This window comes from Actinoplanes sp. NPDC049681 (genome assembly GCF_044465265.1).
GTDB lineage: Bacteria > Actinomycetota > Actinomycetes > Mycobacteriales > Micromonosporaceae > Actinoplanes.
The window spans coordinates 520,810-544,568 of the sequence record NZ_JBITLP010000006.1 but is presented as its reverse complement, the minus strand read 5'-3'; the positions used below and the strand labels follow the sequence as shown (position 1 = coordinate 544,568).

Annotated in this window: 23 protein-coding genes; 12 read left to right on the top strand and 11 right to left on the bottom strand. The window is 70.1% G+C overall.

What is annotated here, in order from left to right; translation table 11 throughout:
* Positions 1–34 precede the first annotated feature (34 nt).
* On the top strand, positions 35–1,228 hold the full coding sequence (locus ACIBO8_RS24405) for a 3-deoxy-7-phosphoheptulonate synthase (RefSeq protein WP_396117753.1): 1,194 nt from the start codon (positions 35–37) through the stop codon (positions 1,226–1,228).
* Here ACIBO8_RS24405 and ACIBO8_RS24400 read toward each other — a convergent pair.
* The 3 genes from ACIBO8_RS24400 to ACIBO8_RS24390 all read right to left on the bottom strand — a co-directional run bounded on the left by ACIBO8_RS24400 (position 1,225) and on the right by ACIBO8_RS24390 (position 4,497).
* On the bottom strand, positions 1,225–2,151 hold the full coding sequence (locus ACIBO8_RS24400) for a putative protein N(5)-glutamine methyltransferase (protein WP_396117573.1): 927 nt from the start codon (positions 2,149–2,151) through the stop codon (positions 1,225–1,227). The genes ACIBO8_RS24405 and ACIBO8_RS24400 overlap by 4 nt on opposite strands.
* 157 nt (positions 2,152–2,308) lie before the next feature.
* Positions 2,309–3,478, bottom strand: a complete 1,170-nt coding sequence (locus ACIBO8_RS24395; RefSeq protein ID WP_396117572.1) for an acyl-CoA dehydrogenase family protein — start codon at positions 3,476–3,478, stop codon at positions 2,309–2,311.
* A gap of 17 nt (positions 3,479–3,495) precedes the next feature.
* On the bottom strand, positions 3,496–4,497 hold the full coding sequence (locus ACIBO8_RS24390) for a methyltransferase domain-containing protein (protein ID WP_396117571.1): 1,002 nt from the start codon (positions 4,495–4,497) through the stop codon (positions 3,496–3,498).
* 170 nt (positions 4,498–4,667) lie between these two features.
* On the opposite strand from ACIBO8_RS24390, the gene ACIBO8_RS24385 reads away from it, so the two are divergent.
* Positions 4,668–5,873: a cytochrome P450 gene (locus ACIBO8_RS24385; RefSeq protein WP_396117570.1), complete on the top strand. Its 1,206-nt coding sequence runs from the start codon at positions 4,668–4,670 to the stop codon at positions 5,871–5,873.
* Between the two features lie 56 nt (positions 5,874–5,929).
* Positions 5,930–6,640 (top strand): O-methyltransferase, encoded by a 711-nt coding sequence (locus ACIBO8_RS24380; RefSeq protein ID WP_396117569.1) that lies wholly within the window; start codon positions 5,930–5,932, stop codon positions 6,638–6,640.
* Positions 6,641–6,699: 59 nt separating this feature from the next.
* Here ACIBO8_RS24380 and ACIBO8_RS24375 read toward each other — a convergent pair whose 3' ends face one another.
* On the bottom strand, positions 6,700–7,476 hold the full coding sequence (locus ACIBO8_RS24375) for a GNAT family N-acetyltransferase (protein ID WP_396117568.1): 777 nt from the start codon (positions 7,474–7,476) through the stop codon (positions 6,700–6,702).
* Between the two features lie 79 nt (positions 7,477–7,555).
* Between ACIBO8_RS24375 and ACIBO8_RS24370 the strand changes: the two genes are divergently transcribed.
* From ACIBO8_RS24370 to ACIBO8_RS24340, 7 genes are all read left to right on the top strand, one after another.
* Positions 7,556–7,750 carry an MbtH family protein gene (locus tag ACIBO8_RS24370; protein ID WP_396117567.1) on the top strand — a complete coding sequence of 65 codons (195 nt, stop codon included), beginning with the start codon at positions 7,556–7,558 and terminating at the stop codon, positions 7,748–7,750.
* The gene (locus tag ACIBO8_RS24365; protein ID WP_396117566.1) at positions 7,747–8,931 is read left to right on the top strand and encodes a CaiB/BaiF CoA transferase family protein; all 1,185 of its coding nucleotides are present in this window, start codon (positions 7,747–7,749) and stop codon (positions 8,929–8,931) included. Before ACIBO8_RS24370 ends, ACIBO8_RS24365 begins: the two co-directional genes overlap by 4 nt.
* Positions 8,932–8,982: 51 nt before the next feature.
* The gene (locus ACIBO8_RS24360; protein ID WP_396117565.1) at positions 8,983–10,197 is read left to right on the top strand and encodes a CapA family protein; all 1,215 of its coding nucleotides are present in this window, start codon (positions 8,983–8,985) and stop codon (positions 10,195–10,197) included.
* 180 nt (positions 10,198–10,377) lie between these two features.
* Positions 10,378–12,567, top strand: a complete 2,190-nt coding sequence (locus ACIBO8_RS24355) for a HAMP domain-containing protein (protein ID WP_396117564.1) — start codon at positions 10,378–10,380, stop codon at positions 12,565–12,567.
* Between the two features lie 14 nt (positions 12,568–12,581).
* Positions 12,582–13,826 (top strand): poly-gamma-glutamate synthase PgsB, encoded by a 1,245-nt coding sequence (gene pgsB, locus ACIBO8_RS24350; protein ID WP_396117563.1) that lies wholly within the window; start codon positions 12,582–12,584, stop codon positions 13,824–13,826.
* A complete protein-coding gene (locus ACIBO8_RS24345) occupies positions 13,823–14,308 on the top strand; it encodes a poly-gamma-glutamate biosynthesis protein PgsC/CapC (protein WP_396117562.1) in 486 nt (161 codons plus the stop codon). The genes pgsB and ACIBO8_RS24345 overlap by 4 nt, the downstream gene beginning before the upstream one ends.
* Positions 14,309–14,327: 19 nt before the next feature.
* Complete coding sequence (locus tag ACIBO8_RS24340) at positions 14,328–15,425, top strand: NlpC/P60 family protein (protein ID WP_396117561.1); 1,098 nt, start codon at positions 14,328–14,330, stop codon at positions 15,423–15,425.
* A 68-nt stretch (positions 15,426–15,493) separates the two neighbouring features.
* Here ACIBO8_RS24340 and ACIBO8_RS24335 read toward each other — a convergent pair whose 3' ends face one another.
* Genes ACIBO8_RS24335 through ACIBO8_RS24325 form a run of 3 tightly spaced genes read right to left on the bottom strand, consistent with a single transcriptional unit; the run spans position 15,494 to position 17,536 of the window.
* Positions 15,494–16,396: a hypothetical protein gene (locus ACIBO8_RS24335; protein WP_396117560.1), complete on the bottom strand. Its 903-nt coding sequence runs from the start codon at positions 16,394–16,396 to the stop codon at positions 15,494–15,496.
* A gap of 55 nt (positions 16,397–16,451) precedes the next feature.
* Complete coding sequence (locus tag ACIBO8_RS24330) at positions 16,452–17,069, bottom strand: maleylpyruvate isomerase family mycothiol-dependent enzyme (RefSeq protein ID WP_396117559.1); 618 nt, start codon at positions 17,067–17,069, stop codon at positions 16,452–16,454.
* 26 nt (positions 17,070–17,095) lie between these two features.
* On the bottom strand, positions 17,096–17,536 hold the full coding sequence (locus tag ACIBO8_RS24325) for an SRPBCC family protein (protein WP_396117558.1): 441 nt from the start codon (positions 17,534–17,536) through the stop codon (positions 17,096–17,098).
* A gap of 131 nt (positions 17,537–17,667) precedes the next feature.
* On the opposite strand from ACIBO8_RS24325, the gene ACIBO8_RS24320 reads away from it, so the two are divergent.
* Positions 17,668–18,108 carry a VOC family protein gene (locus ACIBO8_RS24320; RefSeq protein ID WP_396117557.1) on the top strand — a complete coding sequence of 147 codons (441 nt, stop codon included), beginning with the start codon at positions 17,668–17,670 and terminating at the stop codon, positions 18,106–18,108.
* A gap of 73 nt (positions 18,109–18,181) precedes the next feature.
* The gene (locus tag ACIBO8_RS24315) at positions 18,182–19,033 is read left to right on the top strand and encodes a hypothetical protein (protein WP_396117556.1); all 852 of its coding nucleotides are present in this window, start codon (positions 18,182–18,184) and stop codon (positions 19,031–19,033) included.
* 210 nt (positions 19,034–19,243) lie between these two features.
* On the opposite strand, the gene ACIBO8_RS24310 is transcribed toward ACIBO8_RS24315, so the two are convergent.
* From ACIBO8_RS24310 to ACIBO8_RS24295, 4 genes are all read right to left on the bottom strand, one after another.
* Positions 19,244–19,801, bottom strand: a complete 558-nt coding sequence (locus ACIBO8_RS24310) for a dihydrofolate reductase family protein (protein ID WP_396117555.1) — start codon at positions 19,799–19,801, stop codon at positions 19,244–19,246.
* 138 nt (positions 19,802–19,939) lie between these two features.
* Positions 19,940–20,650: a tetratricopeptide repeat protein gene (locus tag ACIBO8_RS24305; protein WP_396117554.1), complete on the bottom strand. Its 711-nt coding sequence runs from the start codon at positions 20,648–20,650 to the stop codon at positions 19,940–19,942.
* Positions 20,647–22,911, bottom strand: a complete 2,265-nt coding sequence (locus ACIBO8_RS24300; RefSeq protein ID WP_396117553.1) for a CHAT domain-containing protein — start codon at positions 22,909–22,911, stop codon at positions 20,647–20,649. The genes ACIBO8_RS24305 and ACIBO8_RS24300 overlap by 4 nt, the downstream gene beginning before the upstream one ends.
* 15 nt (positions 22,912–22,926) lie before the next feature.
* Positions 22,927–23,759: tetratricopeptide repeat protein (locus ACIBO8_RS24295; protein WP_396117552.1), on the bottom strand; the 833-nt coding region annotated here is incomplete at its 5' end.

The window sequence follows — 23,759 nt, the reverse complement described above, 5'->3', positions numbered from 1 at the left end:
CGCGAATACCGGGTCACCCTAGCCTCGACACGTGATGTCCTCGGGGTCGCTCGCCCCGGCCGGCAACTCCCCACGCTGTTGTGCGCTGCGGGTCGCCGTCGCCGGCTCCCGTCCGGCGGCGCAGCTGCCCGGATGGTCGGATGCGGCCCAGGTGCGGCGGGTCCGTGCGGTGCTGCGCGGCATGCCGCCATTGGTACGCCCGCACGAGGTCGACGCGCTGTCCGCACGCCTGGCCGCGGTGGCCCGGGGCGAGGCGTTCGTGCTGCAGGGCGGCGACTGTGCCGAGACGTTCGCCGGTAATACCGAGGCGCACCTGCGCGGCAATCTGGGCCTGCTCACCGCGATGGCGGCCGAGCTGGGTAGGCGGACGGGGCTGCCGGTCGTGCGCCTGGCACGGATGGCGGGCCAGTTCGCCAAGCCGCGCTCGGCGATCGTCGACGCGGACGGCCTGCCGGTCTACCGCGGGGACATGATCAACGGCTTCGCCGCCGATCCCGCCGTGCGCGCGCCGGATCCGGAGCGGATGCTGCGCGCGTACGGTGCGTCGTCGGCGGCGATCGACTTCCTCCACACGGCGGGTGGCGGTCCCGTCTTCACCGCCCATGAGGCGCTGGTTCTCGACTACGAACGGGCGTTGCTGCGCCGGGGACCGAACGCCTGGCGGCACCCGTACAGTGGCTCCGCCCATTTCCTGTGGATCGGTGAGCGGACCCGCGACCTGGACGGGGCGCACATCGCCTTCGCCGAGCTGGTCGCGAACCCGGTCGGCGTGAAACTCGGCCCCCGCACCACGCCCGAGGAAGCCGTCGAATACGTGCGGCGCCTCGACCCGCACCGCGTGCCCGGCCGGTTGACGTTGATCTGCCGGATGGGTGCCCGGCACGTCCGCGACGTGCTGCCGCCCATCGTGGAGAAGGTATCCGCCTCCGGGCACGAGGTCGTGTGGCAGTGCGATCCCATGCACGGCAACACCATCACCGCGGCGACCGGGCACAAGACCCGCTACGTCGAGCAGGTCATGAATGAGCTGGCCGGCTACCTGGACGTCCACAAGGGACTGGGAACCTTCCCGGGCGGCGTGCACCTGGAGATGACGGGCGACGACGTCACCGAGTGCGTCGGTGGCGACGTCGCCGAGCCCGATCTCGGCACGCGCTACGAGACCGCGTGCGACCCGCGGCTGAACAGCCACCAGGCGCGGTCCCTGGTCGCCGGCATCACCCTCTAGTCCGGGCACGTGCAGCAGAGGCGAGCCACGCGGCAGGGCTTCGGGGCGCTCGCCGCCGAGTGAAGTCGCCGCCCGACCGCCACCGTGGCCTCGAGGTCCGCGCAGGAGGCCGACCAGGCGTCGAGACCCGCCGCGGCGAACACACCCCGGCTCAGCGGGCCCTGATCGGCGCTGGTCTCGACCAGTACATGGCCGCCGGGGCTCAGCCATTCCGCGGCGCCCGCGGCGACCCGGCGCTGCACCGCGAGGCCGTCGGAGCCGCCGTCGAAACTGCGGTGCGACTCGTACTCGCGAGCTTCGGTCGGCAGGGTGCCGATATCCGCCGTCGGCACGTACGGAGCGTTGGCGACGATCAGGTCGACGCGGCCGCGCAGCCCCTGCGGGAGCCCGGCGTAGAGGTCGCCCTCGTGGACGTACGCACGGCTCGCGAACAGGGCGAGGTTGCGGCGCGCGTACGCGGTCTGCACGGGATCGATGTCGACGGCGTGGATCTCGGCGCGCGGCAGTCGCACGGCGAGGGTGGCGGCCAGCGGCGCGGCACCGCAGCACAGCTCCACGATCACCGCCGCGTCCCCGCCGACCTGGACGGCCTGTTCCGCAAGGAATTCGGTGCGGCGCCGCGGCACGAACACGCCCGGGGCGACGGCGATCCGAAGCCCGCAGAACGCGGCCCAGCCGACGATGTGCTCCAGTGGTTCGCCGGCGCAACGCCGGGCCACCATGTCGTGGACGAGCTCCGCACAGCGGGCGGGGTCGCCCGCACGTTCCGCGGCGTCCAGGATCAGCTCGGCCTCTTCGGCGGCGAACACGCAGCCGGCGGCGTGCAGGGTCGCGACGACAGAGCCGAACAGGGCGCCGCCGAGAGAGGTGCGGGAAGAGGTTTCAGTTGCCGCGCAGGCGGCGTGCACGAGGGTTTCGCTCAAGACGGACCTTCCGGAAGTGAGTCCCGACCGTTACAGCGTTGATGGGTCTCACCTCCTCGGGTCTGTCGCCGCCAGATGCCGGCGAGTGCAAGCGCAACCATAACCGATCCCGCCGCGTGTGCACACGCCGTCGGCGGCGGTATCGGTTGTCCGCCGGTCAGCGGAAGGCCGGGATGCCGGTCACCGCCCGGCCGAGGACCAGCTCGTGAACCTCCTCGGTGCCCTCCACCGTGAGGACGGCCTCGAGGTTGGTCATGTGCCGCATCACCGGGTGCGCGAGGGTCAATCCGCCGGCGCCGAGCATCGTACGGGCACTGCGGGCCACCTCGATCGCCGAGCGGGCGTTCGCCAGCTTGCCGAGGCTGATCTGCTCCGGCGTCAGGGTGCCGGCCCTCTTGAGCCGGGCCAGCCGCAGCGCGGTCAGACTCGCGTGGGTGATCTCCACGACCATGTGGGCGAGCTTGCGCTGCGACAGCTGGAAACCGGCGAGCGGCCGCCCGAACTGCTCGCGCCTGCCGGTGTGGTCCAGCGCCGAGGCGTAGCAGGTTCGTGCCGCGCCGATCACGCCCCAGAGGATGCCGAAGCGGGCCTCGTTCAGGCACGACAGCGCCGGACCCAGTCCCGGCGCCCGGCCCAGCACGGCCGAGGACGGCACGCGGACGTCCTCGAGGAAGATGTCGGTGCTGAGCGAGGCGCGCAGCGAAAGCTTGTCGGTGATGACAGTGGACGAGTAGCCGGCTGTCTCCGTAGGCACCAGGAAGCCCCGGATGCCCTCCTCCTCGGTCGCCGCCCAGATGACGGCGACGTCGGCGGTGGTGCCGTTGGTGATCCACGTCTTCGCGCCGTTCAGCACCCAGTCGGCGCCGTCGCGGCGGGCGACCGTACGCATCGACGCGGGGTCGGAACCGGAACCCGGCTCGGTCAGCCCGAAACACCCGAGCGCCTCGCCGGTCGCCAGCCTCGGCAGCCATTCCTGCCGCTGCTCCTCGCTGCCCCAGCGGTGGATCGCGAACATGGCCAGCGATCCCTGCACCGACACGAGGCTGCGCAGGCCGGAGTCCACGGCCTCCAGTTCACGGCAGACCACCCCGTAAGCGGCGGGGGAGGCACCGGCGCAGCCGTAGCCGGTCAGCTGCATTCCGAAAAGGCCGAGCGCGCCGAGTTCCTTGGCGATGTCACGGGGCAGTTCTCCGCGCGCGTACCACTCGTTCACCTGCGGCAGGAATTCCGTCGTGGCGTGGGCGCGAACGGTGTCCCGTACATTTCTTTCCGCGTCGTCGAGTTCGTCGTCGAGGGCGAGGAAATCGTGGGGGTCGAGCTGTTTCATGGCCTCAACTCTCGGCGTCAGATTCGGGTGATGGTCGCGAGCCAGGCCTGGACGCCCTCGGGATTGTTGTTGTTGTCCATCGTCGCCGGATCGATGGAGTCGATGCGCCATCCGTCCGCGAAGCTCGTGCGGATCTCGTCCTGGCTGACCCTGCGCGGCCCGTTGCCGGGCGGCTGGCGGTCGCTGAAGCAGAGCAGGAACAGGCGGCCCTCCGGCGCCATCACGGTGGACAGGCTGTCGACATAGCGGGCCCGCTCCTCGTCGCTGAAGACATGGAACAGCCCGGAGTCGAGCGCGGTGTCGAACTGTTCGCCGAGCTCACCCAGCTCGAAGGCGCTGCCGACCACGAACCGGGCCGGCAGCCCGCGCTCCTCGGCCTTGCGCCGGGCGATGGCGATGGCCGCCGACGCCGGGTCCACTCCGACCGCCGGCAGGCCCAGGGCCGCCGCCATGAGCGCGTGCTCACCGGTGCCGCATCCGGCCTCCAGGACCCGGCCGCGCAGGGCCCCCGATCGGGCGATCCGGAGCAGCGCCGGCTGGGGGCGGCCGGTGTCCCAGGGCGGCGTACCGGCGTACTGGGCGTTGAAGTGCTCCGGGGTGAGCCTGCGGCTGAGCCGGCGCGCCAGCATCTCCAGGGTCGTGACCAGATCCTTGAGCTGATCGGCCTCCTGGATGCCGGCCGCCTCCGCCAGCTTGCCGTCGACCGTCGCGGCGGCCCGGTCCGCGGCGCCGTGGCGAGGCACAGGGCGCACCACCGTACGTTCCGGGGCAGCCGGGTCCACGGTGGTCGCCAGAGCACCGGCGGCTCGCAGGGTGGCGACGGACGCCTCGATGTGGCCGGCCGGGAACCCGGTGCGCTCGGTGATCTCCGTGATCGACGTCCCTGGGTGGGAGAAGACGTCGGTCAGGACATGACGCACTCCGATGGGGAGCCGGTTGATGCCCGTCGGGTCGGGAATGGCGTCCTCGCCGATCTTCATCAGCTTGCGCCCCAGGTCGTATAGCTCGAAGCCGTCCATGGTGGGTCATCGTCGCCGCCCGCGTGAGGGGGCGCCATCCCGCATGTTGACGGTGCGCCGGCCGCATCGGCGTCACTAGCAGAGTGAGGGATGCCGGTCCCGTCTCCCTCCGATCTACCGTGACGGCCGAGACAGCGCCATTCGATGGCCGTACGAGGGAAGTGATCTTCTTGACGTTGACCCAGAGCCAGCGGTCATTGCCCAACTTTCTCGCCTACCTCGACGGGCTGCGCGAGCGCGGAATGGTGCACTACGACGACAAGATCCAGGCCTGGCAGGTGCTCGGGTACCACGACGTCGACCAGGTCCTGAGGGATCCGGCCACCTTCTCCTCGGACGTCGCCGCGCTGGCTCCGAAGCAGAAGGACTTCGACCTCTTCAAAAAGGGCAACTTCGTCCGGATGGACGAGCCGGAGCACCGCAAGCTGCGGACTCTGGTCAGCCAGGCGTTCACCCCGAAGGTCATCGCGAGCCTCGAACCGCGCATCGAGGAGGTGACCCGGGAAATGCTCGACAAGGCGGACGCCGCCGGGGACCGGTTCGACCTCATCGAGGAGCTCGCGTACCCGCTGCCCTTCATCGTGATCGCCGAGCTGCTCGGCTTTCCCGCGTCCGACCAGGCGGTGGTCCGGCGGTGGTCCGACACGTTCTTCGAGCGGCACAACACCGACCCCGAGGAGTCGATGCAGAAGCTCGGCGAGAAGGCGGTCCAGACCGTCGCTCCGATCCTCGGCGAGCTGAACGCCCACATCCTCGAGCACGTCCGCAGGATCCGCGCCAACCGCGGTGACGACCTCACCAGCAAGCTGATGGCGGTCGAGGTCGACGGGGAGCGGCTCGACGACGAGGAGATCGTGGGCTTCATCGGCCTGCTGCTGCTCGCCGGCCACGTCACGGCGACGTCCACGCTGGGCAACACGGTCCTCGCCCTCGACGAGAACCCCGAGGCGATGACTCGGCTGCGGTCCGACCTGTCGCTCGTACCGTCGGCGATCGAGGAGTCGATGCGTTTCCGGCCGCCCTTCCCGCGTCTGGGCCGGACGGCGACCTGCGACACCGAACTCGGCGGCCAGAAGATCAAGGCCGGCGACGCCGTCCTGGTGTGGCTGACCACCGCCAACCGTGATCCGGAGGTCTTCGCCGACCCGAACCTGTTCGACATCACCCGTAAGCCCAACCCGCACCTGACCTTCGGGCACGGCATCCACTTCTGCCTCGGCGCACCGCTGGCCCGGCTGGAGGTGAAGGTCGCACTGCGCATCCTGATGGAGCGCTACAGCGACATCCGGATCGCCGACGACGCGCCCGTCGAACTGCGCAATCCCTGGGCCATGATCGGCGTCAACAAACTCCCCGTCGAGGTCCGCCGATCCTGATGCCCCCGAGGCACGTGACCGCACGACACCACTTATCCGCCGATCGGAGAACCTCGATGGAGCAAACGTCCCTGACCATCGTCCCGCAGGACAGTACCGATCCCCGCGAGATCTTCGCGACCGAGACCGCCCGACTGTCCGCGCTGGCGCCGAAGCTGTCCGCGGTGCTGACGGAGATGGAGAGCGTCGCGCGGGTCGAGGAGATCCCGATCATCGGCCGTTTGGAGGGCGCCGTCCTGCGCATGCTGGCGGGGCTGCACTGCCGGCCCGGTGCCCGCATCCTCGACATCGGTACGGCCATCGGCTACTCGGCCCTGTGGCTCGCCGACGCACTCCCGGCGGGCGGCCGGATCGTGAGCATCGAGATCGACCCCGAGCGTGCCGCCCGCGCCGAGGACTACATCGCCCGCGCCGGTTACGCGGACCGCATCCAGGTGATGGTCGGTGACGCGTTCGAGCTCATCCCGCAGCTCGGCACGTTCGACCTGATCTTCCAGGACGTGATGAAGCACCGGTACTTCGGCAGCGACGCCTTCCTGGCGCTGGACCTGCTGAAGCTCAGCACGTCGCACCTGGCCGGCAACGGCATCATGATCATCGACAATGCGTTCTGCGGCGGCAAGGTCTTCGAGACCGACGACGCTCACACGCTCAACCAGGTGATCGGGGTCCGCAACCTGAACGAGGCGCTGGCGAACGACCCGGCCTTCCAGAGCGTGATCGTGCCGCTGCGCGACGGGCTGTGGGTGGCGCGACGGGTCGACTGATCCCTCGACGACGAAGACGACGACGCGGCCGGGCGGCATCGCCCGGCCGTTTCGTCGTTTCAGCGGTGCAGCAGCTCCACGGCGCCGCCCAACCGTTGCGCACCGATTCCCTCGAACAACGCCCTCGCCGCGGCGTTGCGGTCGTCCACCTCGATGGATACCGAGCCGACCCCGGAGCGGTGCAAGGAGCCGAGCATCTCGGCCAGCATCGCCCGGGCCACCCCCCGGCGCCGGTACGCGGCCCGGACCGCGACCAGCCCCAGCCGGTGCCGGCGCGGCACGGCGGCGACCCGGGTCTGCCCGATGTACTGCCCGTCCTGCACGGCGACCACGTACGCCGACGGGTCCACCACGCCGAGCTTCCCGTCCGGCCGGGCCAGCATCTCCACCGGCATGGCCTGCCAGCCGACCGTGGCGTTCACCTCTTCGCGCACCACGCGATCGAGCTCGGCGAGCGGCTCCTCCTCGGCCCGCCCCAGCGGCAGGATGGTCACGCCGGGCGGGGGCGAGACGGCGCCGAGGCCCGTGCGGGCGGGGTCGGTCGGTACGGCGTACACCCGCTCCTGCCGGCAGACCACGAAGCCGGCGCCGCGCCACCGTTCCTGAGCGTCGCGGTCGTCCTCGTCCACCACCGTGTAGACCGTTCCCGGAAGGTCGGCGAGCATCGTGGCGACCAGCTGGTCGAAGACCTCGTCCCGCCAGGAGTCGACGCCGAGGAACACCCGCCCGTCCGGGCGGCGCAGCGCATCGCCACGTCCCACGACCTCGTCGTCGTCCAGCGCGTGCCAGCGCAGGCCCTCGACGATCCGGTTGATCACCACAGCGTCCTTGTTCACGCCCCTGAGTTTAGTGGCCGGTGCCGGACTACTCGGCCAAGGGATGTCCACGGCGGACGGCCGACCTACGGTGAACGACATGGCCGATGCGTCCGACCACCTCGTGCTCCGCAACGACGAGGGACAGTACTGCCTCTGGCCCGGATATGCCGACGTGCCCGCCGGTTGGCGCGTGGTGTCCGGACCCGGCAGCCGTCCCGCCTGCCTGGCCTTCATCGAGCGGTCCTGGACCGACATGCGTCCGGTGACCGCCCCGACTCCCGCCGCCAGGTGACCGCGCTGCCGCTGGCGGGTGTCACGGTCGTGGCGCTCGAGCAGGCGGTCGCCGCGCCGATCGCCACCCGGCACCTGGCCGACCTGGGCGCCCGGGTCGTCAAGGTGGAGCGGCCCGACGGCGGCGACTTCGCCCGCCGCTACGACCACGTCGTGGGCGGCCTGTCGAGCCACTTCGTCTGGCTGAACCGCGGCAAGGAGTCGCTCACCCTCGACCTCAAGAAGGCCGACGGGCGGCGGGTCCTGCGCGATCTGCTGGCGGGCGCGGACGTCTTCGTGCAGAACCTCGCGCCCGGCGCCGCCGACCGCCTCGGACTCGCGGCCGACGTGCTGCGGGCCCGGCACCCGCGCCTGGTCACCGTGGACATGAGCGGGTACGGCTCCACCGGGCCGTACCGCAACAAGCGCGCGTACGACATGCTCGTCCAGTGCGAGTCCGGGCTGGCGTCGGTCACCGGGCCACCGGAACAGGCGGCGAAGGCGGGCATCCCGGCGTCCGACATCGCCGCGGGCATGTACGCGCTGTCGGCCACGCTGGCGGCGCTCGTGAGGCGGGCGAGCAGCGGCGAGGGCAGCGCCATCGAGATCTCGATGTTCGAGGCCACCGCCGAGTGGATGGGATACCAGCTGTATTACACGCAGTGCGCCGGGCAGGCGCCGCAGCGGGCGGGCCTGTCGCACCCGAGCGTGGCGCCGTACGACGCCTATCCGACCGCGGACTACCACGAGGTCCTCATCGGGGTGCAGAACGACCGCGAGTGGGCCCGGTTCGCCTCCGGCTTCCTGGAACGGCCCGAGCTGGCGGACGACCCCGAGTGGGCCACCAACGTCGCCCGGGTGCGCCATCGGCGGGTGGTCGACGCGCTCGTCGCCGGGCGTACGGCCACGCTGGGCGCCGAGGAGATCATCAAACGGCTGGACGCCGTCGACGTCGCGTCTGCTCTGCTCAAGGGCGTACCGGAGCTGCTGACGCACCCGCAGCTCGCCGCCCGGGACCGCTGGCGGACGGTGCAGACGCCGTCCGGCGAGGTGCGGGGACTGCTGCCACCGTTCACGTTCGCCGGCGTGGAACTGCCGACCGGTCCCGTGCCGGCGCTGGGGGAGCACACCGCGGAGGTGCTGTGCGGGCTCGGTTACACGCCGGACGAGATCAAGGAGCTGGCCGCACTCGGCGCGGTGTGACGTCACCCTCAGCCGATCGAGGGACTTGCCGGGTCGCCTATCCTTGCCGCCGTGTCCAGCACTGAACGCTCCTCCGGACCGGGCCCCGGCGGCAAAGTCGCCCGGGCCGCCCTCGGCCTGATCGTCGTCGCGGCGGCGGCCGGCGTCGTCACCTACCGGATCGGGCTCTGGCGGCCCAGCGGGCCGGCCGACCCGCCGGCCAAGGTACGGCCGGTGGCCGAGCCGGTGGCCGCGACCGGAAAAACGGTCACGATCCTGGCAGCCGGCGCGATCCTGCCCGGTCCGGAAGTCTGGGACCAGGCGCGCCGCGACGGCGGCGGCATCTTCGACTTCGCGCCGATGATGGCCGGCGCGAAGAAGACCGTCTCCGCCGCCGATCTGGCCCTCTGCCACCTCGGCACGCCGCTCGCCGCCGAGGGACCGTTCTCCGGGCCGCCTCGATACGTCGCGCCGGCGGGGGTCGCCAAGGCCATCGCCGACACCGGCTTCGACGGCTGTGCGACCGCCTCCGAGGACGCGCTCGACCGGGGTCCGGCGGGGCTGGCCCGCACCCTGGACGCGCTGGACCAGGCGAAGGTGGGCCATTCCGGCACGTACAAGAGCAAGGCGCAGTCGCAGAAGCCCCGGCTCTACACCGCCAACGGGGTCAAGGTCGCGCACCTGAGCTACACCCTCACCCTGAACGGCGGGAAGCTGCCGGCGGAACGCGACTGGTCGGTCGCCCGCGCCACGGAGGAGAAGGTCCGCAACGACGCCCGGGACGCCCGGCAAGCCGGCGCCTCGATCGTCGTGGTGAGCATCGACTGGGGCTCCGAGACGGAGCACGAGCCGGACGTCGACCAGCAGGAGCTTGCCCGTGCGATCGCCACGATGGACGACGTGGACGTCGTCTTCGGCTTCGGGGCGCACGTGGTCCAGCCGGCCGAGCGCATCGGCGACAAATGGGTTCTTTACGGACTCGGTGACTTCCTCTCGCGCCATCCGCAGCCGGTCAACGGAAACCGGGAGGGGACCATGATGCGTGTCACTTTCTCGGCCGGCGAGCAGGGCGACGGGTGGAAGGTTCGCGCCGTCGAGGCGCTGCCCACCTTCATCGACCTCAACCCCGGGATCCGCGTCGTCGATCTCGAGCAGGCCCTCGCCGATCCCGGCGTTCCCGCAGGTCGGCGGCGGATCTACGAGGCGGCGGTGGACCGGATCGAAAGTCACGTCCTGAACCGTGGAGCTGCGGGGACCGTGCTGAAGGTCCGCGCTACCTCGAGGTAACAAAAATCTTCCGAATCCGTCCCTTACCACGACGAGCTGCGCATTTCGAGGTGCCACGCCGAGGGTCTGCGTTGTTATAGTCCCGTGCGCATCGCGGATGCCGGCAACACCAATCGGGGAGTGAAGCCGGCCCATCGCCCCCGCATTCCTCCACTCCCCGAGATGGGGCGGGGACCTGCTTTGACCGCGGTTGACATCCGTGAGGCGTCACCGAACGGGCCGGAGACGCACGTCCTCTCCACCGATCAGCTCGTCACCTGGCGCTGGCGGGCACTCACCCAGCAGCTGCCGACGGCCGGCTTCCCGGCCGGCTCCCAGGCACCGACGCTGGTCTACCTGTGGACGACCATGCTCGTCGTGGCGGTCGCCGTCCTCGGCTTCGCGGTGTTCGACCGCGACGACGTGCCGACGGCCGTGCTCGACTCCCAGCAGGACCTCATGGTCAAGGTCTCGCGCAGCCTGACGCTCAGCCTGATCGCCGCCGACGACGCGTTCGACCAGACCGCGGACGCGCTGCGCGGCGGGGCGCCGGCCACGACCGCCACCATCGGCCGGCTGGCCGGCGACGAGGCCTCCTGGGCCGGCGTGGCGGTCATCCAGCCCAGCACCCGCAAGATCGTTGCGGCCAGCGCCCAGGCCGTGCCGCTCAACCTGATCCCCGGCGGGGGATTGCCCGAGGGCAACTCGCCGGTGATGACCACCGACGGCCCGGCGGTCATCCGCGCCGTCACGGTCGGCCAGGACCGCATGCTCATCGGCCTGCAACCGTTGCTGCTGCGCAGCCTCCGGCTCAACCCCGACGGCAAGCACGGGGTGTACGTCCTGACCCGCGCCGGCGACGCGTACCTGACGCAGGGTGTGGACGCCGTGCCGGCCGGCTTCCGGAAGCAGCTCTTCGAGGACCTGCCGCACATCAACAACAGCCGCAGCGAAGTGGTGCGGGTCAAGGAGTGGTCCGGACAGGCACTCGTGGTGTCGGGCGCGCCGGTGGGGGACACCGGGTTCGTGGTGGCCTCGGTCATCGTCGCCGACGTCACCGCGGGCACGTCGCTGTTCCACGGGCTCGTACTCGCGCTCGTCGTGGCGTTGTCGACGCTTCTGGCGTACGTCCTCATGCGCGCCTCCCTGGTCAAGCCGCTGCAACACCTCCTGCACCAGGCAAAGCTGGACGCCTGCGGGGCGATCACCAAGGACCGTCGCGCGCTGCGGATCCGCGAGGGATCGCAGGTGGCGCAGGCGCTGGCCGTCTCGTCCGGGAACCGCCTGCGTGCCAACAAGTGGCGGCCGACAGTCCTCCAGGGCCTGCTGGTCGCCGCGCTCGTGGCGCTGCTCGGGCCCGCCTTCGCGGTGGCGGTGGCCGTGACCCAGCCGCGCGCCACCGTGCCGGTCCAGCTCAACCGGGACGAGGAGAGTCGGGTCGAGGCCATCAGCAGCACCCTGGGCAACGCGCTCAGCAGCGGGCTGCAGACGGTGGAGCACCTCAGCCGTACCCAGGCCACCACGGCCGGCGACCCGGTCGTGGCGGCGCTCAAGGAGGCGCTGGCCGACAACCACCGGCTGCGCGGGATCTACCTCGTCGCCGCGGACGGCAAGCCGGAGTCGTCGGCCGGGCGCCCGTCGCTGCGCGCGGCCCAGCCGCTGCCCGGCCAGGGCGGGGTGGTGCTGGACCCCGTGGTCAACCGCCTGCCGGTGCTGTACGCCTACCGGGTGCGCGGCGACGGCCGGGCGTTCGTGGCCGAGTTCGACATCGACTACCTGCTCGGCCTGATGCGCAGCGCCGACGGGCGCGCCGTGGTGGCCGACCCCGAGCTGCGCACGATCCTGGACTCGGAGGGATACCGCGCCTTCCAGCCGTTGCGGGACCCCACCGTGCGGGAGGCCGCGGTCGCCGCCCTCTCCGGCGACACCATCTCCCGCTCGAAGGACGTGGACGGCCGGCCCGCCCTGGTGGCCGGCGCGGCGGTCACCAACCCGGACGTGGCCCACCTGGAGTGGGTGGTGGTGCTGGACCGCAACGCCAACACCCTGCAGCTGCCGAGCATGCTGGAGCGGCGCTGGGCGTTGCTGACGGCCGCCGCCGTGGTGGCCATCCTGGTGGTCTCCCTGATCTGGATGTACTTCATCTTCGTGCGCCCGCTGCGCCGCCTCGCCAACGCCTCGGCCCGGATCGTCGAGGGCGACTTCGACGAGCCCGTGACGCCGCAACGCCACGACGATGTCGGGGCCATCGCGATGTGCCTGGAGATCTGCCGGCAGGTCCGGCACACGGGCTCGGCCCGCTTCGGCGGCGCGGTCCGGTTGCGCGGCTCCGCCGCCAACTTCACGGCGGTGCTTCCCCGGCCCCGCATTCCGAACCAGCGCGAGCGCTGAGGAAGGGGCCGGCCATGTGGTACCTCTACACCGTCTTCACGCTGTGCTGCCTCGCCCTGGTCGTCGCGGGCGTGATCGAGCAGCGCAACCACGAGCGCAACCTGAAGACGATCCCGCACCGGGTGCTGGTCAACGGCATCCGCGGCAAGAGCTCGATCACCCGCCTCTGCGCCGGCGCGCTGCGCGGCGGTCACCTCCGCGTGATCGCCAAGACCACGGGCACCGCGGCGCGCTTCGTGTTCCCGGACGCCACCGAGGAGCCGGTGCACCGCAAGTTCGGCATCGCCAACGTGGTGGAGCAGATCGGCATCGTGCGCCGGGCGGCCGTCTACCACCCGGACGCGCTGGTCATCGAGTGCATGGCGGTCATGCCCGCCCTGCAGGAGATCAACCAGAGCAAACTGATCAAGTCGGACATCGGCGTGCTCTGCAACGTCCGCGAGGACCACCTGGCCGAGATGGGCCCGACCCTCGACGACGTGGCGCGCTCGCTGAGCAAGTCCATGCCGGTCGGCGGCATCTGTGTGACGGCCGAGAAGGAACGTCTGCACATCCTGCAGGAGGAGGCGGACAAGCGGCGCTGCCGGCTGATTGCCGTGGACCCGGAGTCGGTGCACGACGAGGAGATGCGGCAGTTCGGCTGGATCACCTTCAAGGAGAACGTCGCGATCGCCCTGGCCGTGGCCGAGCTGCTCGGCGTCGACCGGGCCAGCGCCCTGCAGGGCATGTGGGACGCGCCGCCCGACCCGGGCGTGCTGTCGGTCTCCCGGGTGCGTCAGGGCACCAAGCGGGTCGCCTTCGCGAACGTCTTCGCCGCGAACGACCCCGAGTCCACCCTGATGAACATCCGGCAGCTGGAGAGCCAGCGGCTGATCGGGCGCCCGCTGGCCATGCTGATCAACTGCCGTCCCGACCGGGTGGAACGCAACGGCCAGATGGGCACGCTCGCCGGCGAGGTCGCCCCCGACCGCGTGATCCTCATCGGGGAGCCGACGCGCAGCGCCAAGGTCGCCGTGCCCGACGCGCTGCAGTCCCGGGTGGTCGACCTCGGCGGAAAGCTCCCGCCGGAGCGGCTGCTGGAGGAGGTGCTGCACGCGGTGCCCGACCTCGGTTCGATCGTGGCCGTCGGCAACATCCACGGCCAGGGCGAGGTGCTGCTGCACGAGCTCGGTTCGCTCCCCGGCTGGACCTCCGGCGAGACCCACGACGCGCACGAACCCCGTATCCCCGCCCAACGGCAGACAGGAATCCTACGATGATCTTGGGCGGCGAGCTCAGCGCGCAGCTCACCACCGCGAGCCTCGGCATCGGGCTCGTGTTCGCGCTGCTGTGCTATCTCACCACCAACCTGTCACCGGGCGGCATGATCACCCCGGGGTGGATCGCCCTGGCCCTCATCGAGGACCCGCCGCAGGCCGCCGTGATGCTCGTGATGACCGTCGTGACGTACGTCCTGACCCGGGTCATGCAGCGCTTCGTGATCCTCTACGGCAAGCGGCTGTTCGCGGCCATCGTGCTGCTCAGCGTCTTCCTGCAGCTCACCCTCTTCGTCCTGGTGCAGCGCGACCTGCCGCTGCTGTTCGCCCACCAGACCCTGGGCTTCGTCGCCCCGGGCCTGATCGCCTACCAGCTCGTCCGCCAGCCGCCGAAAGCGACGATCCTCGCGACCACGATGGTGACCGGCCTGACCTACGCGGTCGCCATCACCGGCATCATCGCGGGCTTCGTCCCGGCGACCTGACCCTGGAGACAGACCGAGTATGCGCATCTCGCACCGCACCTCCGCCCCGCTCGCCGTGGCGGGCGTCGTCCTGCTGCTCGGCGCCGGCGCCGTGGTGTTCGGCGGCTCCCGGCTCGCCCTCGCGCACCAGCGTGAGATCAGCATCGGGGCCTCCGCCGGGACGGGGAAGGAGACGACCTCCGCCCTGCTCGCCGACTACGTGCTGCGCAGGAAGTCCGACCCGGACCGCACGGAGATCCTCACCAAGCAGGGCAAGCTCGTCGCGGTGATGACCGACGGCGCGCGCACCGCGCACCTGCAGGGCCCGCAGCGCACCATCGCGGAACCCCGGTTCACCGCAGCCAAAATCACCACGACCGAATGGGTACGGCTGGCACCGAAGCCATGGACCGCAGCCGCCGCGAACGAGGAGTGGTTCGCCACCTGGTTCACCAAGGCGCTCGCCGACAAGTCGCCGGACATTCTCGGCATCGCCATGCAATACATGTACGGCGCACCGCCGAAGAAGGACGCCGAAGGCAAGCAGTACAGCGGCGACGCCTCGTTCGGTCCGCTCTCCGACATCGACCCGGACGGCCGTGCCGAGAACTCCGACTTCTACGACTATCTGGGCGTCCCGTGGGAGTTCCCGGACGGCGTCAAGGAGAAGCCGTCGGAGACGCACCGGCTGAGCCTGGACTGCTCCGGCTTCATCCGCATGGTGTACGGCTACCGCAGCGGGTATCCGCTGCTCGGCGTCGGCGTCGGCATCGAGCCGGGGGAGAAGCGCCAGCAGGAGATCGCCCGTACCGTCAAGCAGCCGGGCCTCCCGCGCTCGGCGTGGGCGATCGCCGACTTCGGGCCGGGCGTCCAGCTGATGCCGAACACCGGCAAGCGAGCCGCGAACATCGACCGGCTCCTGCCCGGTGACCTGCTGCTGTTCAACGCGGGCCCGGTGCAGAACAAGCACATCGAGCACTCCGGCCTCTACCTGGGCGTCGACGACCGCGGCCACCGCCGCTTCATCTCCAGCCGCAGCCAGGCGAACGGCCCGACGATGGGCGACCTGCACGGCGAATCCATCCTCGACGGCTCCGGATTCTGGGCGATCCGCCTGCGGACGGCCCGCCGCCTCTGACGCGCCGCCGCGTCGCCTCCGGCGGGCCTCACCCGTTCGCCTCTGACGCCGTGTCGCCGCCTGGAACCTCACCCGTTCCAGGCGGCGACGACGGCGTCCTGGACCAGCTGCCGGCCGTTCTGATCGCGGCGCAGCCCCCAGCCGAGCTCCAGGTGAACGAACTCCGCACCGTGCTCGGCGGCGGCCGTACCCTGGACGTTCGTCGTGCCCTCGAGACCGACGCAGTGCGACACCCAGGCCCGGCACACCCGAAGCTCCTCGCCCTTGAGCTCCCGCGCGATCCGCGCCGCTAGCTCGTTCTGCGGGCCCGAGCCGGTGGACACCACGGCGTCGGCGCCCGGCAGGCTCTTGTCGGCGAACCCGTGCAGCTGCAGCTGCGGCACGGAGCGTGCGGCGAGCTCCTCGCTGAAGACCTGGAACATCGACCGGTCGTTGTGCGCCACGTCCGCGTCGTCCCCCGAAGCCTGACGGTGCGCCCCGGCGATCAGCATCGCGCTGCCCGGAAGCCGGCGGAACAGATCCAGGCCGAGCTTCTCGGTGTTCAGGTCGTAGGCCGGATGCGGCACCTCGATCACCGACCTGATCGGTACGGACGGCTCGACGAGCAGCCCACCCCAGCCGGTGTCCCCGTCGGCCCGGTAGAACGTGAACTTCCGCCCGTCGGCGGTCTGGACACCCTTGACGGCCCGGTAACCGATGCCGCCCAGCAACCGGGCGGGCGGATCCGTATCCCCGTCGATGAGCTGGCCGATGGCCTCGCGGGCGGCCTGACGCTCGGCCTTGCGCGGATCGCGATAGGCCCCGTCGGGCGAGAGCGACCCCACCAGGGTCGCGATCATGACGTCGAGGTCCCGCTGATCGTCGCCGTCCCCGCCGCTACGCGAGCAGCCCAGGGTAGTGGCGGCGACCGCAGCGACCAGCAACCCTGCGACGGCCCGCCGCCGCGTCGTCCGGTGGCGGGGAAACGGCACGGCGGCGAGCCTATCCGACCAGATCAACGACCCCCAGCCTTGTGACCGGCCCCACTCACCGGCCGCGCAGCACGGCGACGCCCTCACCGCTGAGGTCGTCCAGGGCAGCCTGGCGTCCGGTCATCGCCATCACCAGGGCGACCATGGGCCCGGCGGCCTCCGGGCCCGTACCGTGCCGCCAGGCGCTGTCGGTGGCGGTGAGGGTGACCCCGGCGATGCGGCTCTTGGCGCCGATGAGGAGATCACTGCCCTTGTAGAAGTCGGCAACCGCGACCAGATGCTCGACCGGGTGCTCCCGATAGCCGCCCAGGGCGCGGAACACGTCCTCCCCGTGCACGATCGTCTCGCCCAGCCAGGACATCGTCGGCCCGGGCGGTCCCGTACGCGCATCGACCCGCCCCCGCAGCGCCTCCACAAGCTCAGCGTCGGTGCGACCGGCGGTGACGGCGGCGATCTCCTTGCGCACCATCGCATCGAACCGGAAGCCGCTGCCGATCAGCTTGGCGAAGAAGCGAGGCGGCGTCATGGACGCCGTGGCGATCAGGTGGCCGACGACGTCCCGGACGGCCCATCCGGAGCACAACGACGGCCGCTCCCAGGCCGGTGGCGGGAGCGCGGCCAGCGCCTCGACCAGCGCCGCCCGCTCGGTGCGGATCATCTGCCAGGTGTCCATCGTGGGCTCCGTCCCCGGTGCGGCGATCAGGTGGTCTCGAGCAACGCCTTGATACGGGCCAGGTCGGCGCGGTTGGCACGGCGCATCGCCGCCACCATGACCGGCGCGGCCACCCGGGAGAACCCGGACGGTTCGCCGCGATTGCGCAGCGTCATCCGCGTGCCCCCGCCGTCGGCCGGTTGCCAGGTGTAGGTGGTCTCCATCGGGAAAGGCCCCTGCGCCGTCCGCATCACCAGCCGCGCCCCGGGCTCGTACTCCACGATCTCGTAGGTGTAGCACAGGGGGCGGCCGAGGAACTGCGCCTCGAAGGCCACCTTGCTGCCCACGCTCAGCGGCGGGTCGGTCACCCACTCCACCGAGGTGATGTTGGCGTACCAGCGCGGCGCATTGTCGGGATCCGCCGCGTAGGCGGCCACCTCGGCCGGCCGCCTGGCGATCACCGTCTCGGTCAGCACGTCGACTGCCATCCCGCCTCCCTCGCCCGCCGATCCTATCGGCGTGACCTGGGCCGGGACCCCTGAACACGCAGGCTCGGCAGCCGGCCCGGATACTCTGCCCTGGCAGCTGCTTGTCCGGCACGACGACGGGAGCACGGTCCATGTCATACGTACGACGCTTCGACCACGTCGGCATCACGGTCGCAGATCTCGATGCGGTGACCGCCTTCTTCGTCGCGCTCGGCCTGGAGGTCGAGGGCAGAACGTTCGTCGAGGGCGAGTTCCTGGAAACCGTCTGTGGCATCCCCGACTCCCGCACCGAGATCGTCATGCTGAAGTCACCGGACAACGGCGCCCGCCTGGAACTCGCCCGCTTCGTCTGCCCCGACTCCGTGCCGGGCTCGCCGGCCGCCATGGCCAACGAGCTGGGCCTGCGCAACGTGTCCTTCGAAGTGACCGACCTGCAGGCCGCCGTCGACTGGGCGGCGAGCGAGGGCTACGGATTGGTCGGCGGCATCGGCGAGTACGAGGGCGCTTGGCGCATGGCGTACATCCGCGGGCCGGAGGGGCTCATCGTCTCGCTGGCCGAGCGCCTCGGCTGAGCCGGCATTCCGGCCGGCGACGACCTCGGCGAGTGCACCGCAGCCGGCCGAGGCTCCCTGACATCATGACCGGATGCACCCGGCCTCGTACCCCCGCGCGGTCCTGCTCGAGAAGCAGGAGCCGGCGGCCACGGCATCCGCCGCCGCGCCTCTCCTTCGCCGGGTGCTCGATTCGCCGTTCGTCCAAGCGGCCAGTTACGCCGGCGCCGCCCTCTACTTCGTGCTTACGCTCATCTATGACCGCTACCTCGGCAAAGTGGGGCTGAACACCGGTGACGTGGGCTTGGACCGGGTGACCATGCTCGGCCGAGCGGCGGCCGGCATCGTCATCCTGCTCGGCCTGTCGGCCGTCATCTCGGCGTTCCGCGTCCTGTATGGGTCACTCTTCTGGCTGCTGGCCCTGGCCTACCAGAAACTTATCGCGCGGATGCGCCGCCTTGCCCGCGACGACCCGAAGCACGCTTCGGCGCTGGAGGCCTATGCACAAGTGCATTCCCTGCTCCGCAAGGTCGCTAAGTGGCTCGGGTGGACTCCCATCGGCTCCGCCCTGGTGGTGCTCACCGTGCAACCCGACCTGCTGTTTCCCTTCACTCGAAAAGCGATGATGAGAACCTTCGTCACCATCGCGTCGATGACCCTCGTCCTCGGAACGGTGTGGGCAACGGTGACTGTCTCCGACCGGGCCGACGATGCGGTGCAGGGCAAGCCGGTCAAGCCCCTGTCGGTACTGGGCCTGAACATCATCGACATCAACGCCATCCCCGTGCAGATCCGCTGGACGGGCTCGGGAACTGCGCCGAGCGAGCTGCTCCGGCCCGACCTGAAATACCTCGGCCGAAACAACTCGACCCTTCAATTCCGCACCGGCGGGACGACGATATCCGCGCCGGCTGCGAACATCATCGTCCTGTTCCCGGATTCTTAGCCCGGAACGGCGAGCGCCAGCGACGACCTCCGGCGGGCGGAGTGCTGCCGTACAAGCTCCGTAGAGCTTCCTCTCGGGGGACCGAAGTCACTTGGCCGCCCAGAAGGCCGTAGGGATGTCCAAAGGCTCGTAGGCGACCACCCCGTCACGACCTGACCGTCCACCTACGGCGTGCGGGGTCTACCTCGCGCATCTTATGAGCTGACGGCTTCAGTGCGCGCGGCGGTAGTGCATGGCGACCGCGCCGTTGCGGAGCGGCGCCGCCGAGAGCAGCTCGAGCCGGCGCGTGCCGGGCAGCCCGCCCTGGTACAGCGTCGGGCCATGGCCGGCGATCCGGGGATGGACGAGCAGCCTGTACTCGTCGATCAGGTCCAGCCGGTCGAGCTCGGTCGCGAGCTTGCCACTTCCGAGCAGGACCCCGTCCGGGGTCGCGTCCTTGAGCTTCTGCACGCCGTCGCGCAGGTCACCGGCGATGTGATGGCTGTTGCTCCACGGGAAATCCGTGCGCGTGGACGACACCACGTACTTAGGTTTGGCCTCCAGCTTGACCGCCCACTCGTGCAGTGCCGGCGGCGCCTCTTCGTCGCCGCGGGCGATGGTCGGCCAAGAGCTCTCCATCATCTCGTAGGTGACGCGACCCCACAGCATTGCGCCGCTCTCGTCCATGAGCCGGGTGAAGTAGGCGTGCGTCTCATCGTCGGCGACCCCCTCCTGGTGGTCGACGCAACCGTCCAGGGTGACGTTGAGGCTGAAGGTGAGAAGTCCCATGGTCGGCGAGTCTAGGGCGCCGGTGACGGCCGGACACATGAGTAAGGCCGCTGTGTCTGTCTGGCAGGTCAGCGGCCGGAAAGTCCTGGTGACCACCTTCCTGCTACCGGCGCTGAGACGCTCGACGGCATGAGGCGATCACGTCGTTTCTCTAGCCCTTGCGCATTCCTCGCGTACCTGATCGAGCACGGCGTTGTCAGATGCTAGGTCTGGGTGGCCGACTTGGTAATCGAGGTCAACAACGTGTTCGAGCTCGCGGATCGCCTCGTCCAGGTTGCCCTCCGCTCGATGAATCATCGCGATGTTGTACCTGGTGACCGCTTCGCCGGCGCGGTCGCCGACCTGCCGAAGGATGGGTAGGGCCTGCTGGTAGTAGGCCGGGGCCTGCTGGCGTTCGCCGAGCCGGTCGTGCGCGTGGCCGATGTTGTGGAGGGTGGTCGCTTCGCCGGCGCGGCCGTCGACCTCGCGGGTGATGGGCAGGGCCTGCTGGAAGTAGGTCAGGGCTTGCTGGCGGTCATCGAGCCCGTGGTACACGCGGCCGATGTTGTTGAGGGTGGCCGCTTCGCCGCCGCGGTCACCGACCGCGCGATATAGGCGCAGGGCCTGCTCGAGGTTGGTCAGGGCCTGGCGCGGTTGCCCGGTGGAGGATTGGGCCCAGCCCAGGTCGTAGAACGCGCTGGCGTCCGGGCCGAGAGTCAGCGTCGCACTCTCCAGGGCCGCGACGTCGGCGAACCATGACCTTTGCGTTAAAACGCTGGAGACCCGGTGGCCGACCTCTCGGGCGATGACCGGTTCGCGACCGGCTACCGCCGGCCGGTGCACCTCCACCGCCGGTGCGAGAGAGGTCATGACGCGGAGCCGGGCGTCGCCGGGTCGGTGATCCAGAGTTTGTGCAGAGATCGTGCGGCGGCGGCGCAGGCCTGGGTGTATTCGTCGTCGGTGAGCAGGGGGCGGATGAGGGGGCGCAGGACGTTGGAGACGTAGTAGCGGGGTCGGCGGGTCTCTGGGTCGATGCCTTCTTCGAGCAGGCCGAGCTGCGTGGCGCGGGTGACGTGGCGGGCGGTATCGGGGTGGTCGTGGATGGCATGGACGGTTTCGGCGGGAACCGGCAGTTCGACGACGTTGACTTTGGCGAGCATCTTCTGCAGGTCGGGGGCCTGGGAGCTGAGCAGGTTGGTGGCGAGGATGGTTTCTCGCCGGAATCGGTCGGCTTCGTTCTCGACCGCGGCGATGAGCCCGTCGACGTCGAGCGTGGTGTCGGCGACGATCCGGTCGAGCCAGTCAAGCAGGCGGGGGTTGCCGGCTGCGGCGTTGATGGCGCGGCCGCGGATGTCCGGATCGAGGGGTGAGCCGGGGCGTAACTTCGGCAGGTTGGCGATCTTCTTGGTCTGCTCGGTATCGGTCAGGGTTTCCAGCGACTCGACGACAACGCGGGTGGTGGCCGGTGCCGGGAACCGATAGCGGCTGGTGATGATGACCCGGCTGGGGCTGCCGGTGTCGCGGATGGCGGTGAGCAGGGCCGGGAGGATAGCGGCCATTTCGACGGAGAGCACGTGGCTGCCGTCGCGGGCGTCGAGGTTACCGTCCTCGAAGTCGTCGAACACGAACAGGCACGGCGTCTGCCCGAGAGGACCATCGGCGTCGAGCAGGTAGCGCAGGCGCCCGGCGAGCGGGAGTCGATCGTTGTCGAGCAACTCGGCAGCCTCGATCTGGTGTTCCGGAGCGGGGAACCGAATCTTGTCGGTGAGTCCCCGGAATTTGATCAGGTCGACGCGGCCGTACCAGACGGCGCGCTGGTGGGTGGGCATGCGTTCCAGTAATCGTGAGGCGAGGCTGCTCTTGCCCAGCCCACCCATGCCGTGCAGGACGAGGGCCTCGGCCGCACCGTCGCTACCGTGGGGTTGTTTGAGGGTCCGCAGGCAGCGCTGGATGACGCGCCGTCGCCCGACGAACTCGGCGCGGGCGGCGACCCGGGACAGCTGGGTTTTCGGGTCCAGGAATTCCTGGTCGGCGGCCCGGACCTGGATCCGTTTACGCCCCTTGGTGTGCAGGGGCGTCACCATCGGGGCGAGAGGGGAGCGGTCGGCGTAGACGCGCAGCAGGTGCCAGTTGCGGCTCTGCTGGGCGTACAGGTGTTGGCGGGCCTCCACGATGGCCCGGTCGAGGGGTTCCCCGTCGGCCAGTGCCCGGTAGAGTTCGGCGGCGAACTGGGTCGCGGAGACGTCGCCGACGGGCAATGCCCACCCCAGCACGGCGGGTGCCCCGGCGCGGACCAGGCTTTCGCTCATCGAGGGGAGCGTGCCGCCGTCGGGGGAGTTGCCTGTGAGGCAGCCGGAGACGAAGACCAGCCTTGGCCAGTGCCCGGCCATGGCTTGGGCGATCTGGTCGGCGGTGGCGTAGGCGAGCCCGCCGAATTCGTTCTCCACCAGAAAGGTGGGCTGCCCGCTGTCGATGGTGGCGTGGCCGCTCAGATGCAGGACGTCGAAGTACCCCTCACCGTAGTCGCGGCTGAGGAAACGCAGTCCTTCGAGGGTGCCGCTTTCTTCCACCACCAGGTCGGTACCGGTGCGGGAGGTCGCCGACAGGATGGCCGCCTCCTCAGCCTCGTAACTGAGGACAGGCTCGACGCCCTCCGGGGAGGTTGCCATGAACAGCACCCGCAGCGGCCGGTTTCCCGGCGTCACGGTGGCTGCGAGGGCCGCGTTGGTGCCGATGGCTCGAACCGGCAGCACCGGAGCCATGCTGGCCACGGTCAGGAATGAGCCGTCTCTGGCAAGCAGTTCCCAGGGCAGGTGCCGCAGCCGTTCGGCCGCCGTGATGCGCAGCGTGGTGCCGGCCGCATGGTCCAGGATCGGACCCAACCACCGTTCATCGCCGTCGAGGAAGCTGAACAGTTTCCTGCCGAGTTCGCCTAACTGCGATGACCCGAACACTCTCTGGGCGATCGCGTCCTGGCTGTAGTCATGCTCCACAGCCGAGATCAGGTGATCGAGAGTCGCCTTGTCCAGACCACGGGTCTTCGGTGTTCCATCACCCGCGGACAAACGCAGTTCGCAGTAGCTGGAACTCTGCTCGAAGATTTCCAGCTCGAAGGTGTTCATCTGGTTCATGTGCGGGTTTCCGCCTCAGCGGTGCGACACGGCCCGCTGGAAAATGGCCTCCAGCTGGTCCTGGCTGACATTGGACAAGTCGATCTGCGTGCCGTCGCCGAGCAGGATCGTGACCGTGGCTCCATCGGGTCGGCGAGAGTGCCACCAGTCCCAGATCGTCTTGGCCGAGTCGATCCCGGCGAACACCAGTCCAAGGGCAGCGATCACCAATTCAGCGGAACGCTGCACCTCCACAGGTGACACGCTGTCACCGGGCTGGGCAGTCGCGGCTAGAACGGCCTGCAGGTCCACAGCCCACTGCTCGGCCTGTGCCCCCGACACCTCCACTGTGGCAGTACCCATCGCCCCACCTTTCGTCGCTTGCTCGAGCTGGACGAGGAACGCTCGCATTTCCCCCAGTGCAGGATGGTCCGTCAGCTCAGCCAGGGCGATGGCTTGGCGCTGAAAGTCGGCGGCATCGTCCACCCGCTTCATCTGCACGAGAAGAACGGCCATGTTGAAGCTCGCCATCGCCTGTGAAGCGCGATCGCCTATCACGCGAAAGACCCCCACCACCTCATCCAACGCCTCCTTCGCTCCAGCGAAATCGCCCTGGAGGAACCGAACCCCGCCGATGTTGTTGAGGGTGGTCGCTTCGCCGGCGCGGTCGCCGACTTCCCGTCGGATGGGTAGGGCCTGTTGGTAGTAGGTGAGGGCTTGTTGGGGGTCCCCGAGCCCGTCGTACACGGAACCGATGTTGTTGAGGGTGGTTGCTTCGCCGGCGCGGTCGCCGACTTCCCGTCGGATGGGTAGGGCCTGTTGGTAGTAGGTGAGGGCTTGTTGGGGGTCCCCGAGCCCGTCGTACACGG